Origin of the sequence: Naumannella halotolerans, assembly GCF_004364645.1 — a bacterium.
Taxonomy (GTDB): Bacteria; Actinomycetota; Actinomycetes; order Propionibacteriales; family Propionibacteriaceae; genus Naumannella; species Naumannella halotolerans.
In genome coordinates this window covers 1898214-1913789 of the sequence record NZ_SOAW01000001.1, presented here as the reverse complement: position 1 = coordinate 1913789, position 15576 = coordinate 1898214, and the positions used below count along the sequence as shown (strand labels likewise).

Sequence of the window (15576 nt, the reverse complement as noted above, 5' to 3'; positions counted from 1 at the left end):
AACGGCCGGTTGAGCGATCTGGAGCCACTAAATCGGTGTGGCGGATCCCAGACATGAGCATCCGAGCCGACCGGCGAACAGCGGTGACCGACAGCACAGCGTCGGCAGACCGGTGCAGATGAACCGCGCCGGCAGCCCGGATCAGCGGTGTCCGTGCTCGGCGTCGGAGGACAGGGCGAAGGTCCCTTCGGCGCGGCGTACGCCCTGCACCGGGTGTTTGGGCAAGAGCTCGGCGAGGAAACCGTACTGTTCGGCGATCCAGCCGGCGCGCGCCTCGCCCGCGGCAGCGGCCGCGGAGACGGTGCGCCACCAGTCGCTGATGTCACCCCACCCGGGCGCGGCCAGCGACCCGCCGAAGTGTTGCACCGCCAGGGCCGAGCAGAGACTGGCGAAACGCAACCGGTTCACCAGCGGCCAACCCGCGAGGGTGCCGAGGATCGTGGCGGCGGCGAACACGTCACCGGCACCGGTGGAGTCCAGGGCATTCACCGGCAGAGCGGGGCAGTAGGCCTGCTCACCGGTGGTCGAGTCGATCGCATGGGCCCCGCGGCTGCCGTCGGTGACGATGGCCAGCGGCACCCGTTCTGCCAGCGCCCGGACCGCGGCTTCCACGGTGTCGGTGTGGGTGTACCGCATCGCCTCCAGGGCATTGGGGGTGAAGGCGAAGCAATCGGTCAGCGGCGCCAGATGCTGCGGATCCCAGTGCCCGCTGGGGTCGAAACCGGTGTCGGCGAAGATCGCCGTACCCCGGCGCGCGAGTTCGGGCAACCAGCTGGTGTCACCGGCCAGGTCGGCCAGCGCCGAGCGGGCCGCCGGTGCCCGCACGACCTGCGGACCGAGCGGGGCCGGCAGTGGATGCCCGTGGGTGACCATCGCCCGATCACCGTCATGGGCGATCGAGACCGTCACCGCGGAGTGGAAGTTCTCGAACCGGGGGGAGGCGGACAGATCGATCCGCTCCTGTCCGGACAGGGTCTCCCACATCCAGTCGGCGTAGGCATCGTCCCCGAAGCCGGCGACCAGGCCGGTACGCAGACCCAGCCGTGACGCCGCCACCGCCAGGTTGGCGATCCCGCCGGGGCCCGAGCCGAGACCCGAACTCCAGATCTCCTCACCCGGTTCGGGCAGCTTCGGCAAACCGGTGAAGATCAGATCGAAGAAGACCGTGCCGGTCAACAACACGTCCAGTGGCGGATCGGTGTCCCGGCGCTGGCTCGCCAGCGGGTCCCAGGCCCAGCAGTCGGCGCAGACGGGCTCGACATGCTCATGTTCGAGTCCGGAATGATCAACGCTCACCTCGCGGAGTCTTTCACAGTGCCGAGCCGCGAAGGCGATCGAGAGCCTCGCTCTGCCGCTGCCTGGAATCGGTTAGCGTGGAACCGTGGCACGACTGGTGATCCTCGGCGGTGGCGGGTTCCGCGTACCGCTGGTCTACGAGGCGACGATCGACCCCTCGGACACGCGGCTGGTCGACGAGGTCGTGCTGTACGACATCGATGCGGATCGGCTGGCGGTGATCGAGCGGGTGATCGCGTCGATGGCCGAGCGGCCGGGCGCGCCCGCCTTCCGGGTGACCGACGACCTGGACCGGGCGCTGGCCGGCGCCGATTTCGTCTTCTCCGCGATCCGGGTCGGCGGCGCGGCTGGGCGGACCGTCGACGAGCGGGTGGCCCTCGGACTGGGGTTGCTGGGCCAGGAGACGATCGGGCCCGGTGGTCTGGCCTACGCACTGCGGACGATCGGCCCGATGCGGCGGATCGCCGAAGCGATCGCCCGTCACGCTCCTGACGCCTGGGTGATCAACTTCACCAATCCTGCCGGGATCGTCACCGAGGTGATGCGTACCGTCCTCGGTGACCGGGTGGTCGGCATCTGCGACACCCCGATCGGCTTGGTACGCCGCGTCGCCCGGGTCCTCGGGCATTCGCTGACCGACCCCGATGTCGACTACGACTACCTCGGACTGAACCACCTCGGATGGCTCCGCAGCTTCAGCATCGACGGACAGGACCGGTTGCCTGCGCTGCTGGCCGATGACCGGCTGCTGCTGCAGATCGAGGAGGCGCGGATCCTCGGACCGCTTTGGGTGCGGGCCCAAGGCGTTCTGCCGAACGAGTACCTGTACTACTACCTGCACACTGACAGTGCCCGGGACCGGATCCTGGCGGCACCGCGTACCCGCGGTGAACAACTGGTTGCCCAGCAGGGCGAGTTCTACCGCGCCGCGCGCGGTACCGGTACGCCTGCAGCCGACCTGTGGCGGGATGCCCTGGCCGAACGGGAGTCGACCTACATGGCCGAGTCCCGCGATGAGGAACGCGATCCGGCCGACATCGCCGGCGGCGGCTACCAGGAGGTGGCACTGCGGTTCATGGCCGCGGTCAGTGGTGCGTCCGGGCCGGAACGGATGATCCTTGACGTCGGCAACGAATCCGCAGGCAGCACCCTCGTACCGTCCCTGCCGGGTGACCTGGTGGTGGAGGTGCCGTGCCTGGTCGACGCCGGCGGGGTCAACCCTCGCGCGGTCGGCGCACCGGACCCGAGTCAGCTCGGCCTGATGGCCCAGCTGCGCGGCTCCGAACGGCTGATCGCCCGGGCGGCGCTGACGGGCAGTCGGGACCTGGCCTGGCAGGGGTTCGCGCTGCACCCCCTGGTCACCTCGATCGACCTGGGCCGGCGACTGTTGGAGGGGTATCTGGCCGCCGAACCGGGGCTGGCCGCGATTCTCCACCGCTGAGCTTCGCAGGCATCCCTTCAGGTGTGGGCGCTGATCGCCTGTTCGGCCACCTCGACCATCAGCGCGCGCAGTTCCGGTGGGTCGATCACGGTCAGCAGATCGCCGAACCCGAGCAGGATCGCCACCGCACCGCGCAGTGACCGCACCCGCATCAATTGCACGGTACGCCCGTCGCGCGCCTCCTCGGTGACCGCTCCGAGCAGGTTGATCGACATCAACCGCCGCACCAACTGCACCCGGTCGACAGGTACCTCGACGGCGATGTCGACCCCGTCGGCATCGCGATAGCCGTCGCGGATCTGGGACCAGCTCTGCCGCAGGTCGAAACCCTCGGGCCGCCCAACCCGGTCCGGCAGCAGGGTGGCTCGGTTGATCCGCTCCATCCGGAAGGTCTTGCGGACCCGTCGGTGAGTGGCCACGAGATACCAGGTCGAACCGGCGAACACCATGCCCAGGGGATCGACGGTGCGACGGCCGCGATCGGCCGGGTCCCGGGGGTGTAGTCCAGCACCAGCCGACGCCCCTCCAGCACCGCGGTCTGCACGATCCCGAACTCCCGTGGCGGTGGATCGCGATCATGCCAGCCGGGAGCATCGACGATGATCAGGTCCTGCAGTCGTCCGAGCTCGCGTTCGGTGTCCTCGGGCAACCGGGAGGAGAGTTTGCGCATGGCCGAGGCCAGCGCACCGCGTACCCCCAGTGCCTCCGCGGCTGCGTCCCCGCCGGCCAGGAACAATGCCCGGGCCTCGTCGGCGGTCAGATCCTCCACATCGGGTCGATATCCGGGCATCAACGACACCCCGCCGCCGCGACCGCGTTCGGTGATCACCGGTACGCCCGAGGCCGACAGCGCGGTCAGATCGCGCAGAACGGTACGGCGGTCGACCTCCAGGCGTTCGGCAAGTTGAGCACTCGTCAGTCGACCATGACGGCGCAACAGGCCCAGCAAGGTCAACAGTCGGTCGGCGCGCACGCCCTCAGTCCAGCACGAAAAGATGACACAGGGTGTCACTTGATCGATTGCAGACTCGGTTTTGTCGCCGACCGGTGACTCCACAGACCGATGGAGGAATCATGAATGATCCCCGTGCACGACTGGCAGCAGCGCAGGACTGGGTGGCCAAGCTGATCGATCACGTCGACCACTCACAACTGCCCGATCCGACCCCGTGCACCGAGTTCGACGTGCGGCAGCTGCTCGGGCATCTGTTCACCGGTGCCTCGCTGGTCACCGCACTGGCCGAAGGGACCGATCCGATGGAGGTGCCGTTCGTCAGCGAGATCGGGGAATCCGACTGGGGTGGCGACTACCGGGCGATCACCCGGCGGGCACGCGAGGCCTGGCCCGAGCCGCTCGACTTGGACACGGTGGTGACGATCCCGCGGGGAGAGGTCACGCTCGGCGGGGCCCTGGCCGGCTGGGTCGGTGAGGCCCTCACCCACGGGTGGGATCTGGCGACCGCGACCGGGCAACCCTCGGAGGCCGATCCGGTACTGGCCGAGTTCGCCCTGGCCGGTGCGGCCGAGATCGTGCCGGCTCAGCTCCGGGTGATCCCCGAGGTGCCCTTCGAGACGGTGGTGGAACCTGCAGTCGACGCCGGACCGACCGAGCGGTTGGCCAACTTCTTCGGGCGGGTGTCCCGGCAACCGGGGTGATCTGAGGAGGTGGACGCCGGTGTGCGGGAGCCGTGGAACCAGCGTGCACCTGCGACGATGCTCGGGGTAGGAGTCGAGCGGTTCCTTCCCCGGCGGTCACGAGGTCTGCAAGACTCGGTCGATGGGTGACGAAGCAGACCACAAGGCCTATCTGAAGCGCTATCTGCAATCGGTGCGGGAGGCGCTGGTCTGGAAGCTGGAGGGGCTCAGCGAGTATCAGGCCCGGCGGCCGATGACCCCCACGGGGACGAATCTGGCCGGGATCGTCAAACACTGCGCCAACGTCGAGATCGGATACTTCGGACCGACCTTCGGTCGCTCCTGGCCGACCGAGGAGGCGGTGACGGACCAGCAGTTCGCCGATGACCCGCAGCTCGACTGGTACCTCACCGAGAACCAGGACGTGGCCTGGGTGCTCGACTTCTACCGGCGGGTGTGGGTCTTCGCCGACGCGACGATCGATCAGTTCCCCCTGGACAGCGTGGGTACGGTGCCGCACTGGCCGGCGGACCGGAACCAGCGGACCCTGGCACAGATCGTGATCCATGTGCTGAGCGATCTCGACCGGCACGCCGGCCACGCTGACATCCTGCGTGAGCAGATCGACGGCGCCGCCGGTCTGCAACAGGGCAACGACAACCTGTACGGGGGCGACTGGGACAGCTACGTGCAGCGGTTGGAACGGCTGGCGAAGGGCAGCTGAGTCGTGCCGTCCTCGCTCAGCGCACGCTGGTCAGGAACTTGTCGGTGTCGGCATAACCCTGGGTGTCGACGACCCTGATGTGATGCCGATCGGCGAGACGCCGGATCTCGTTCTCGAGCTCGTCGGACCCAGTGACCTGGTTCAGCGGCACGGTCAAGGAACCGCCCGCGCGACTGCTGCCGGCCCAGGGGGCCGCATCGCCGGTCGTCGACGGAGCCGTGTGCAGGATGATCAGCTGCCGACCGACCGACAGCGGGCCCTGGTAGTTCCGGGGCAACTGGCCGGCCGGGACCTCGGCCCGGCTGATCGCCCGGATCGCGGTGAGCGGTACGACCAGGTCCCCGTGGACGATCTCGGAGTCGGTCACCCGCAGCAACGGGCGGAGCGCGGCCAGCTTGCGGCTGCGGGAGATCAACGGATGCGGAACCCAGAAGAAGAACACGAATGCACCGGTGGCAGCGGCCAGGAAGGCCACCACCGCCACCGCGACCTTGGCATCGGCCAGTGACCAGGCACCGTAACCAACCATGATCAGCACGCCGATGGCGCCGGTGGCCCGGAAGACGTTCACGCTGCGGCGAACCGACGAGCCATCATGATCGAATTCCATCGCTGTCAGTCCTTCCTCACGGCTGGTGCTGCCGGTTCCCGGCGGATCGAAAGGACGAACCGGGGCGCGGCAGGGGCACCGGAGCAATGAACGACCGAATGGCCCATACCCGCGTACCGATCCTCAGAAGGGCAGTTTCCGGAAGATCGGGCGCGGCACCAGCTTCAGCACCAGCATCACCAGCTGGAACAGCTTCGGTGACCAGATCTGCTCCTTGCCCGCCCGTACCGCGTCGACCACCTGATCGGCCACCGCATCGGGGGTGGTGGCCAGAGGGGCAGGCTTCAGGCCCTTGGTCATCTTCGACTTCACGAAACCGGGCCGGACGACCAGCACCTTGATCCCGTAATCGGCCAGGGCATAGGTCAGACCGGTGTAGAAGGCGTCGAACCCGGCCTTGGAGGAACCGTAGACGAAGTTCGAGCGACGGGCGCGCTCACCGGCGGCCGAGGAGAGGGCGACGATCCGGCCGTGGCCCTGGGCCTTCATCGCATTCGACAACAGGACACCGACCTCGACGGCCGAGGCGTAGTTGATCTCGGCGAGGCGGCGCGCCGCGAGCGGATCGGTCCAGTCGTTCTCGTTGTCGCCGAGCACCCCGTAGGCGACCACGGCCACATCCACGTCACCGGCGGTGAAGGCGTCGCGGACCGCCGACTCGGCCGAGCCTTCGACCGCGGCGTCGAAGTCGATCACCTGGGTGGTCAGGCCGTAGCCCTCCACCTCGGCCACGGCGGCGTCGCGGCGGGCACCCGGACGGGCGGCGATGATCACCTTCGGCTTCGAGGTCTCGGCGTACCGGCGGGCGATCGCCAAGGCGATGTCGGAGGTACCCCCGAGCAGCAGCAGGTTCTTCGGGTTGCCGACGGCGTCGATCATGGAATTCCTTCGGATTGTGTCGGTACGGCTCAGAGCCCGAGTCGACGGGCCTGGTCGGAGATGAAGATCCCCTCGGGATCGAGGCGTTCGCGGATCGCCCGGAACTCGTCCAGCTTCGGATACATCTGGGCGAACGCCGAGGCGTCGACCCGGGAATCCTTGGCCAGGTAGAGGCGCCCGCCTGCTCCCAGCACGACCTCGTCCAGCGCATGCACCAGACGGTCCAGGCCATGACGGATCGGCAGGTCGACGGTGAAGGTCCAGCCGGGGCGGGGGAACGACAACAGGCCGCGATTGCCCTCGCCGAAGCGCTTCAACACGTTCAGGCAGGACACGTGACCCGAACCGGTGATCATCTCCACGGTACGTTCGAAGTCGCGCTCGGCGCTGAACGGGATCTGGAACTGGTACTGCAGGAAACCGGCCGGACCGTACCCGCGGTTCCAGTCGTTGAACACATCCAGCGGCTGGAAGAACTGGGTGATGTTCTGCACCTCACCGACCCGATGCTTCGGCGCCTTGCGGTACCACAGCTCGCTGAACGCGGCGGCGGTGAGCTGGTTCACCATGCCGTTGGGGAAGACATCGGGGATGGTGCCGAAGTTCGGGCCGACGAACTTCAACGGGTCGGAGCGCAGTTTCCTCGGCAGCTCCGAGATCAGCGCCTTCTCGCCCCGGGTGTAGACCGCCCGGCCCATGTGCCTGCCGCTGGTGACCGCGTCCATCCAGGACACCGTGTAGGTGTAGTTGTCGTCGTCACGATGCATCAGTTCCATCGTGTCGGCGAGGTTCTGGGTGCGGTCGGTGTCGACGGTGAAGTAACCGGTCTCGCACCGCTGCATCCGGATCGTCGCCCGGAGCACGATGCCGGTCAGGCCCATGCCGCCGACGGTGGCCCAGAAGATGTCGGAGTTCTCGTCGTCGGGGGTGAGGGTACGTACCTCACCGTCGGCGCCGAGCAGGTCCATGGCCAGCACGTGATTGCCGAAGGAACCCTGTTTGTGATGGTTCTTGCCGTGCACATCGGCGGCGATCGCACCACCGACGGTGACCTGCCGGGTTCCCGGCAGCACCGGCACCCACAGTCCCAGGGGCAGCGCCGCCCGCATCAGTTGATCAAGGCTGACCCCGGCTTCGACGACCGCCAAGGGGACTTCGGAACCGGCATCGAGTTGCAGGATCCTGTCCATCCCGGTCAGGTCCAGGGTGAGGCCACCGGAGTTCTGCGCCGGGTCGCCGTAGGACGAGCCCAGACCGCGGGCGATCAGCCCCCGGCCACCGTGGGCGGCCTCCACGGCTTCCACCGCATCGGCCTGTGATCCGATGCGCACGACCGTGCCGACCGTGGACATCGCCCGGCCGAATCCGTGCAGGGTCTGCAGACTCACAAGAACACTCCCATCGCGACCAATGCCAGCCAGACGACCCCGATCACCTGCAGTGACCGGTGCCGCAGGACGACATCTTCGGGTGCACCGGCATCTCCGGCATCGACTTCACGGGCGTACTGCAGGACCCCCAGGGTCAGCGGCACCACCGAGAGCACCGCCCAGGGGACGTCCAGGAACTGGGGTGCGGCACTGCTCTGCTCGAACGCCCACAGCGAGTAGGCCATCACCGTCACCGCGGCCGAGAGGATCCAGACGAAACGCAGGTACGAAGCCGAGTACTCGGCCAGCGACTTGCGGGTGCCGGCATCGGCGCCGAGCTCGATGAACTCCGAATAGCGCTTGCCGGCCACCATGAACAGCGAGCCGAACGCGGCCACCAGCAGGAACCACTGGCTGAGCTCGATGCCTGCGGCCACACCGCCGGCGATCGCGCGCAGCAGGAAGCCGGAGGAGACGACCGCCAGGTCGATCACCGGTTGATGCTTCAGGAACAACGAATAGATGATTTGCAGCACCGCATAGACCACCAGCACCGCGCCGAGATAGGGCGAGGTCCAAAAGCCGATGGCCAGCGCGGCGAGACCACAGATGGCCGCCAGCACCCAGGCTGCCGGGACGCCCAGTTCACCGGAGGCGATCGGCCGGAACCGCTTCTTCGGGTGCAGCCGGTCCTCGGCGACATCGCGGATGTCGTTGATCAGGTAGATGCAACCACTGATCAGGCAGAAGGCGACGAAGCCGAGCAGGGCACGGCCCAGCACGTCGAGGTTCAGCAGGCTGCCACTGGCCAGCGGGGCGGCGAAGACCAGGACGTTCTTGGTCCACTGCTTCGGACGTACCGCCCGGATCGCGGCCGGGGTGCGCGAGCGTCGTTGCGAGGGTTCGGGGAGACCCGGGCTGCCCGTCGCGGGGGCTTCGGTCTCGGGGGCCGGTTTCGGCGCGCCGTCGGCCGAGGCTGGTTCAGTGCTCATCGCCGCCCGAGCGTACCGCGTTATCGTGGGGAGGTGAATTGTTCGCCGGGCCGCCGGGCCCTGCTGGCGGCGGCGAGTGTGCTGGTCCTGGCAAGTGGATGTGCGGCCTCGGCCACCGAGCCGACACCGGAGCCCGTACCGTCGACCGCCCCGAATCTCGGTGACGGCGTGACCAGCCTGGCCGAGCTCGGGGTGGACAACGGTCCGGCCGCCTGGACGCCGTTGCCGGCCGACATCTCCGTCGGCGAGGTCGTCGACCAGGAGAACGTCGTCACCCTGATCGTGCTCGCCCCCGAGGGGGAACAGTTCATCGACTTCCTCGATCAACAGCTGCCGGCAGCCGGATTCAGCATCGAGTCGGCATCAAAGACCGGCCTCGTCTTCAGCGGGTACGGCTGGACCGGCGGCGCCACCACCGGCGAGGCGACCGCACTGACCCTGCGGCGCGACCAGGACTGAGGCCGCGGGCCCCGGCGGTCCGGGTCAGCCGCCGAATGCCGGCCAGCCGAGCCCGAGGGAGCGAAGCTCAGCCCGCAGCAGCGGCAGGCTGATCCCGACGACCGTGTGCGGATCGCCCTCGATCCGTTCGATCAGCGGCCCGCCGAGACCGTCGATGGTGAACCCGCCGGCGACCTGGGCCGGCTCACCGGTGGCGGCGTAGGCCTCGATCTCGTCGTCGTCGACAGCGGCGAAGTACACCGTCGCCGAGGCGACCTTGTTCCGGACCACGGTCCGGCGGGTCCCCGGCGCGCCGTCGACCAGCAGATGGTGACCGGTACGCAGGACCCCGCAACGACCGCGCATCCGGCGCCACCGCTCGACCACGGCCGAGACGCTGCCGGGCTTGCCGAAAGGCAGGCCTTCGAACTCCAGCAGCGAGTCACAACCGATCACCACCCGGGGGCGCCGCTCCCCGCCGGGGAGGTCGAGGAGTTGATCATGGACCGCGGTTGCCTTCAACTCCGCGAGGGAAGCGACCAGCTCGCTCACCGAGTCGGCTCCGATCCCGGTCTCGTCGACACCGGAGACGATCACCTGCGGATCGACCCCCGCATTCTGCAGCGTCTCCATCCGGGCGGGGGAGGCCGAGGCGAGGATGATCGTCGGGATCGGCCGGCTCATCGGCGGCTGCACCGGGTCGAGCTCGACCGCGGTGGTGTGTCCGCGCTGCGACGCCAGTACCCGGCCCAGCCGGGCACCTCCTGCGGTGCCTGTGCCCGTGCCTGTGCCTGGGTGCCGAGCAGGGCGAGCACGGCGGCCACCTCCTCGGCGGTCGGGTTCCCGCCGATCTGCCAAGGCTCGGTATCGGTCACCTGCTCATCCTCCCGTAGCTGCCCATGCGGTCGATCGGTCGTACCGTCGATTGCAGTATGGCGCAGAGATCCGACCCCGGCGCGGGCCGGCCCCGGGTCATCGTCGGTGCAGGTCACCTGCCGGTGGCCGCGTCGCGGTCGAGGCGGTACTCGACCTCACCGTGCTCGGAGCCGGGGATCGGCTGCTCCGGTCCTTCCCAGGTGAAGGTACGGATGTGGCGCATCCCCAGTTTCGCCATCACCGCCCGGGAACCGCTGTTCACCGCCATCGTCTGGGCGAGGATGGTCCGCAGGCCGACGGTGGAGAACCCGTGGTCGATCAGGGCGGCGCCGATCTCGGTCGCCAGGCCCCGGCCCCAGAACTCCGGTCGCAACCGGTACCCGAGCTCGGCCTCACCAGCGACCTCGGTCGGCATCAGCAGGCCCCAGCCGATGAAGGCTCGGGCCTCGAATGTCGACCAGTAGCCGAGCCCCCGCGCCGCCGCAGCCGGGTCGGTGCGGCCGGCCATTCGCGAGGCCACCTCGGCGGCACTTCGTGGTCGACCGTCACCGAGGAAGCGCATCACCGCCGGGTCGGCGTCGAGTCGCACGAGGTCGGGCAGGTGCTGGCGGCCGAGCGGGACCAGCCACATCCGCCCCGTCTTCATGGTCGGGCGAGCATCCTGCACTGCCTCGCCCGCGGTCCCGTCGTCGTGCACGCGTCGAGCGTAGGCACCCGGGGTGCGGGCCGACCAACCAGTTTCGGTGGCACAGGGCCCGGCCGGGGATAGGGTCGCAGCTGTGCAGGAGAACGCCGCGGGCGAGCAGTCGGCCACCGAGGATCCCGAATCGCGCCGGGTCGACGAGGCCGGTCTGCGCACGATTCTTCGCGACCGCTGGCGAGAGGTACGGGTGGTCGACGTGACCGGATCCACCAATGCCGACCTGGCGGCAGCCGTTGCCCGGGGTGAGGCCGGAGCGGGGACTGTCCTGCTGGCCGGGCACCAGGTGGCGGGCCGCGGGCGCCTGGGCCGGTCCTGGGGTGCCCCGGCGTGGACCTCGGTGGCGACCTCGGTGGTGCTGCGGCCGGCCCGCTCGGTCCTCACCTGGAGTTGGTTCCCGCTGCTGGTCGGTCTTTCGGTGGCCACCGGGATCACCCGCAGCACCGGTCTCCCACCGCTGCTGAAGTGGCCCAACGATGTGCTGATCGACGACCGGAAGGTCTGCGGCATCCTCGGGCAGCATCTGCCCGGGACGCCGCCGTCGGTGGTGCTGGGGTTCGGACTGAACACCTGGCTCGACCAGACCGAGCTGCCCGTACCGACCGCCGGCTCGTTGTCGCTGGCCTGTGCCGACCACGGCCTCCCGGCGCCGGACGCGACCCGGGTGCTGGGGGAGATCCTGCTCGATCTGGCCGACCGGCTCGTCGATTTCGAGACCGGACCGGAAGCTGAGGCGATCGAGCGGTCACGGCAGGCCTGGCTGAGGCTGAGTGACACCGTCGGCCGCGACGTCCGGGTGGAATTGGGGGACTCCCGGTTCCACGGCAGGGCCGAGTCGATCGACACCGACGGGCGGTTGCTGGTCCGCGCCGGGGAGACCGTCCGGGCGTTCAGCGCCGGCGACGTCGTCCACCTACGCCGACAGGACTGACCCGGACAGGACCTACCCGGTCCGCCCGCCGACCGTGCGCGCACGGGGCCATCGCTCAGGGCCGACCACGGTCCCGGTCCGTCCCGGGGCTCTCAGACCTCGAACCGACCTGGCCTGCTGGGCCGATGTGACAGCATTGGGCCCATGGCGCGGCGCTGGTTGGCAGACGGGGAGCTGGAGGTCATCACCCTGCGCCCGCATGCCAGCAGCATCTGGTTCCCGATCGTGATGTTGCTGCTGTTGGCGCTGGGGCTGGGGGCCGGGCTGCGCGCCATCGCCGAGCTGGTTCCTGAACTTCGCTGGGTACTGGTCGGCCTGGTCTGTGTGTTCGGGTTCGTCTTCGTGTTCCGGCCGCTGCTGCGCTGGCGCAACACCCGCTACGTACTCACCACCCGTCGGCTGTTGACCCGGATCGGTGCCTTCGGCCGGATCGTCCACGACATCCCGCTGGCCGCGATCAGCCAGGTCGAGTGCCGCCGCGGCGCAACCGGCTGGCTCACCGGTTGCGGCAACCTGCGGATCGTCACCGTCGACGGTTTCTGGCTCGACCTGCGGAAGGTGCCGGATGTGAAACGGGTACGCAATGCGATTCACGAACTGGGCGCAGAGTCCTACGCCCGGCCACTGCCGCCGCCGCATGCGGCCTGGGCAACCGCCTGATCCCGCCGGCCGACGTACCATGGGCCCTCGTGACTGAGTCCTCCGAGCCCACCGGCACCAACTTCCCGCAGCCGATCGAGCTGCCGGTCGAGGAGCGGGCTACTGCGGTCGCCCTGCACGTGCAGATGCTGCGGTTCCTCGCCACCGGGATCCTCTCGGCCTGTGTCGACTTCGGCATCTTGTGGTTGCTCACCCAGCAGGCCGGGCTGAATCAGGTCAGCGGCAAGGCCATCTCCTTCATCCTCGGCACCACCACCGCGTACCTGATCAACCGGCGTTGGACCTTCCGGGCCGAACCGTCCAAACGCCGGTTCGGCGCGATCGTGGTGCTCTACGGGGTGACCTTCGCCCTGCAGGTCGGGTTGTACTCGCTGCTGTACTGGTTCCTGAATCCGCGGCTGGGCACGTCGATGGTGGAGATCACCATGGTGCTCTGCTTCGTGATCGCCCAGGGGGTGGCCACCACGGTGAACTTCATCGTCCAGCGCACGGTGATCTTCCGCCTGATCTGACCGGGTGGGTTCGCCGTCGGCCGGTTGCTGAGCGTACGCTAAGTTGCATCCATCATGCCCGTCCAGGTCGACGAAGGAGTCGCCGAATGACCGAGTCCGCAGCCGGCACCGCCACACCCGGTCTTGATCCGGATGCCGTCGGGGTACGACTGGCCGAACTCTTCGACGAGCCGCGCTGGCGCGACCTGCGTGCCGAGTTGATCGCCGGTGGCCGCTCGAACCTCACCTACCGGCTGATCAGCCCGGCCGGCAGCGTCGTCCTCCGCCGGCCGCCCACCGGTCACGTGCTGCCGAAGGCCCACGACATGGGGCGCGAGGCGCGGATCCAGCAGGCGCTGTACCCGACCGGGGTGCCGGTGCCGAAGGTGCACACCCTGGAGGGACCCGAACTGCTCGGCGCCGCCTACTACGTGATGGAGGACGTGCCCGGGCTGGTGATCAACGACACCCTGCCCGAGGCCTACGACGACCCGGACAGTCGCCGGGCGATCGGGCTGGGCCTGATCGACACCTTGATCGCCCTGCACCAGGTGGACCCCGACCGGGTCGGGCTGTCCGACTACGGACGTCCCGAGGGTTTCCTCGAACGGCAGGTACGTACCTGGAGCAAGCAGTGGGAACTGTCGAAGACCGAGGAGGTGCCCGAGCTCGACCGCCTGCGGGACCTGCTGTCGGACGGCGTACCGCAGGCCCAGCGCAACGGCATCGTGCACGGAGACTTCAAGCTGAACAACGTCCTGATCAGCCCCGACGACCCCGGCAGGGTGAACGCGGTCCTGGACTGGGAGCTGTCCACCCTCGGCGACCCGCTGGCCGATCTCGGAATGCTGATGCTCTACTGGACCGACCCCGGGGACCAGGTGGTGCCGATCTCCGCGGTCACCGCCGCCGAGGGGTTCCCTGATCGTGCCGAGCTGGCCCAGCGCTATGCCGAGGGCACAGGTCTGGACCTGTCCGACCTGGACTTCTACACCGCCTATGCGTACTTCAAGTTCGCCGTGATCGTGCAGGGGGTCGTGATGCGCAGCCGCGGTGGAGCGATGGGTGATCAGGACTTCTCCGACTTCGACCAGCTGGTGGCCAAGTGCGCCGTCGCCGGTCTGGAGATCTTCGAGGACAACTGATCTCGGGGTTCATCACAACCGGGCCGACGAATCCTCGGGTGATCGAACTCGAGGGCAACTGAACGCAGGAGCAACTGAACATCCGGTCGGCGTCGTTCGTCGCCGACCGACGGCAAGGATTTCGGCAGTGGTTGCCGAACGACTGGAAGGAGCGGCAGATGGACTTCGCGCCGAGCGAGCGGGTCAGCGGACTCAAGGACGAGTTGTGGGACTTCATGCGGACCGAGGTGTTTCCCGCCGAGCCCGTCTACAACGAGTACCTGGCCACCCATGGTGAACATGATCATCCGCCGGTGCTGGAGGAGCTGAAGGCCTCGGCCCGCAAACGCGGTCTGTGGAACCTGTTCCTGCCCTCGGAGTCCGGCCTCAGCAACCTGGAGTACGCCGAGATCGCCGAGATCACCGGTCATTCCCCCTGGATCGCACCGGAGGTGCTGAACTGCGGCGCACCCGACACCGGGAACATGGAGACGCTGCACCTGTTCGCCACCGAGGAGCAGCGCGAGCGATGGCTGGAACCGCTGCTGGCCGGGGAGATCCGGTCCGGTTTCGCCATGACCGAGCCGGCCGTCGCCTCCTCCGATGCCACCAACATCGAGACCCGCATCGAACGCGATGGCGACGACTACGTGATCAACGGGCGCAAGTGGTTCATCTCCGGCAGTGCGGACGAGCGCTGCAAGATCTTCATCGTGATGGGCAAGACCGATCCCGAGGCCGAGATCTACCGGCAGCAGTCGATGATCCTGGTTCCCCGCGACGCCCCGGGACTGACGATCGGCCGGCATCTGCCGGTCTTCGGCTACCAGGATCAGCACGGACACTCGGAGTTGATCTTCGACAACGTGCGTGTGCCTGCGAGCAACCTGCTGGCCGGGGAGGGGGACGGTTTCATGATCGCCCAGGCCCGGCTCGGGCCCGGTCGGATCCATCATGCGATGCGTGCCCTCGGCATGGCCGAGCGGGCGTTGGGGCTGCTGGTGGAGCGGGCGAAGGTACGTACCCCCTTCGGTCGGCCGCTGGCCGAGCAGGGAGTGGTGCAGGAGTTGATCGCCAATTCCCGGATCGAGATCGACTCCGCCCGGTTGCTGGTGCAGAAGACCGCCTGGCTGATCGACCAGCACGGTGCGAAGGGTGCGAAGAACGAGATCTCCCAGATCAAGGTGCTGGCGCCGAAGGTCGTCTGCGCCGTCGTCGACCGGGCGATCGAGGTCTTCGGTGCCGCCGGGGTGACCAACGACTTCGTGCTGGCCCGGTTCTACGCCAATGCCCGCACGCTGCGGATCGTCGACGGCCCGGACGCCGTCCACCGCCGGACCGTCGGCCGGTTGGAGCTGAAGCGGGAGCGTCCCTACACCGAGGATGCGCACAACCTGGTGTGATCCGCC

General features: G+C 68.5%; 18 protein-coding genes and 1 pseudogene. 9 read left to right on the top strand and 10 right to left on the bottom strand.

Features of this window, described 5'->3' with window-relative positions; translation table 11 throughout:
- Window positions 1-141 precede the first annotated feature (141 nt).
- Window positions 142-1296, bottom strand: a complete 1155-nt coding sequence (locus CLV29_RS08890) for a carbohydrate kinase family protein (protein WP_208292817.1) — start codon at window positions 1294-1296, stop codon at window positions 142-144.
- An 85-nt stretch (window positions 1297-1381) separates the two neighbouring features.
- Between CLV29_RS08890 and CLV29_RS08885 the strand changes: the two genes are divergently transcribed.
- The gene (locus CLV29_RS08885; RefSeq protein WP_133754549.1) at window positions 1382-2737 is read left to right on the top strand and encodes a family 4 glycosyl hydrolase; all 1356 of its coding nucleotides are present in this window, start codon (window positions 1382-1384) and stop codon (window positions 2735-2737) included.
- Between the two features lie 17 nt (window positions 2738-2754).
- Here CLV29_RS08885 and CLV29_RS17275 read toward each other — a convergent pair whose 3' ends face one another.
- Both CLV29_RS17275 and CLV29_RS16805 read right to left on the bottom strand, forming a co-directional pair.
- Window positions 2755-2952, bottom strand: a complete 198-nt coding sequence (locus CLV29_RS17275) for a WCX domain-containing protein (RefSeq protein ID WP_166649074.1) — start codon at window positions 2950-2952, stop codon at window positions 2755-2757.
- Window positions 2953-3542: 590 nt separating this feature from the next.
- A pseudogene (locus CLV29_RS16805) lies at window positions 3543-3710 on the bottom strand (helix-turn-helix domain-containing protein); the annotation flags it as partial.
- 101 nt (window positions 3711-3811) lie between these two features.
- On the opposite strand from CLV29_RS16805, the gene CLV29_RS08870 reads away from it, so the two are divergent.
- Together CLV29_RS08870 and CLV29_RS08865 are read left to right on the top strand one after the other, a co-directional pair.
- Entirely contained in the window at window positions 3812-4393 is a 582-nt protein-coding gene (locus tag CLV29_RS08870; RefSeq protein ID WP_133754546.1) for a TIGR03086 family metal-binding protein, read from the top strand.
- Window positions 4394-4514: 121 nt separating this feature from the next.
- Entirely contained in the window at window positions 4515-5096 is a 582-nt protein-coding gene (locus CLV29_RS08865) for a DinB family protein (protein WP_133754545.1), read from the top strand.
- Window positions 5097-5112: 16 nt separating this feature from the next.
- On the opposite strand, the gene CLV29_RS08860 is transcribed toward CLV29_RS08865, so the two are convergent.
- The 4 genes from CLV29_RS08860 to CLV29_RS08845 all read right to left on the bottom strand — a co-directional run bounded on the left by CLV29_RS08860 (window position 5113) and on the right by CLV29_RS08845 (window position 8947).
- Window positions 5113-5706, bottom strand: a complete 594-nt coding sequence (locus CLV29_RS08860; protein ID WP_133754544.1) for a hypothetical protein — start codon at window positions 5704-5706, stop codon at window positions 5113-5115.
- A gap of 123 nt (window positions 5707-5829) precedes the next feature.
- Window positions 5830-6585: a decaprenylphospho-beta-D-erythro-pentofuranosid-2-ulose 2-reductase gene (gene dprE2, locus CLV29_RS08855; RefSeq protein WP_133754543.1), complete on the bottom strand. Its 756-nt coding sequence runs from the start codon at window positions 6583-6585 to the stop codon at window positions 5830-5832.
- A 29-nt stretch (window positions 6586-6614) separates the two neighbouring features.
- Window positions 6615-7973 (bottom strand): decaprenylphosphoryl-beta-D-ribose oxidase, encoded by a 1359-nt coding sequence (gene dprE1, locus CLV29_RS08850; protein ID WP_243831802.1) that lies wholly within the window; start codon window positions 7971-7973, stop codon window positions 6615-6617.
- Window positions 7970-8947 (bottom strand): decaprenyl-phosphate phosphoribosyltransferase, encoded by a 978-nt coding sequence (locus tag CLV29_RS08845; protein WP_133754542.1) that lies wholly within the window; start codon window positions 8945-8947, stop codon window positions 7970-7972. The genes dprE1 and CLV29_RS08845 overlap by 4 nt, the downstream gene beginning before the upstream one ends.
- Before the next feature lie 33 nt (window positions 8948-8980).
- On the opposite strand from CLV29_RS08845, the gene CLV29_RS08840 reads away from it, so the two are divergent.
- Window positions 8981-9406, top strand: coding sequence for a hypothetical protein (locus CLV29_RS08840; protein WP_133754541.1), 426 nt, complete (start codon window positions 8981-8983; stop codon window positions 9404-9406).
- Window positions 9407-9430: 24 nt separating this feature from the next.
- On the opposite strand, the gene CLV29_RS08835 is transcribed toward CLV29_RS08840, so the two are convergent.
- The 3 genes from CLV29_RS08835 to CLV29_RS08825 form a co-directional block, all read right to left on the bottom strand.
- On the bottom strand, window positions 9431-10069 hold the full coding sequence (locus tag CLV29_RS08835; RefSeq protein WP_133754540.1) for a Maf family protein: 639 nt from the start codon (window positions 10067-10069) through the stop codon (window positions 9431-9433).
- Window positions 10066-10260, bottom strand: a complete 195-nt coding sequence (locus CLV29_RS16160; RefSeq protein ID WP_166649188.1) for an acyl-CoA carboxylase epsilon subunit — start codon at window positions 10258-10260, stop codon at window positions 10066-10068. The genes CLV29_RS08835 and CLV29_RS16160 overlap by 4 nt, the downstream gene beginning before the upstream one ends.
- A 113-nt stretch (window positions 10261-10373) precedes the next feature.
- Window positions 10374-10958 (bottom strand): GNAT family N-acetyltransferase, encoded by a 585-nt coding sequence (locus CLV29_RS08825; protein ID WP_208292816.1) that lies wholly within the window; start codon window positions 10956-10958, stop codon window positions 10374-10376.
- Between the two features lie 82 nt (window positions 10959-11040).
- Here CLV29_RS08825 and CLV29_RS08820 point away from each other — a divergent pair, with 82 nt between their 5' ends.
- The 5 genes from CLV29_RS08820 to CLV29_RS08800 all read left to right on the top strand — a co-directional run bounded on the left by CLV29_RS08820 (window position 11041) and on the right by CLV29_RS08800 (window position 15570).
- Window positions 11041-11892 (top strand): biotin--[acetyl-CoA-carboxylase] ligase, encoded by an 852-nt coding sequence (locus CLV29_RS08820; protein ID WP_166649187.1) that lies wholly within the window; start codon window positions 11041-11043, stop codon window positions 11890-11892.
- A gap of 144 nt (window positions 11893-12036) precedes the next feature.
- Complete coding sequence (locus CLV29_RS08815; protein ID WP_133754537.1) at window positions 12037-12552, top strand: PH domain-containing protein; 516 nt, start codon at window positions 12037-12039, stop codon at window positions 12550-12552.
- Between the two features lie 29 nt (window positions 12553-12581).
- Window positions 12582-13064, top strand: coding sequence for a GtrA family protein (locus CLV29_RS08810; protein WP_279586464.1), 483 nt, complete (start codon window positions 12582-12584; stop codon window positions 13062-13064).
- Between the two features lie 86 nt (window positions 13065-13150).
- Window positions 13151-14188, top strand: coding sequence for a phosphotransferase family protein (locus CLV29_RS08805; protein ID WP_133754536.1), 1038 nt, complete (start codon window positions 13151-13153; stop codon window positions 14186-14188).
- Window positions 14189-14346: 158 nt separating this feature from the next.
- Entirely contained in the window at window positions 14347-15570 is a 1224-nt protein-coding gene (locus CLV29_RS08800) for an acyl-CoA dehydrogenase family protein (protein WP_133754535.1), read from the top strand.
- Window positions 15571-15576 lie beyond the last annotated feature (6 nt).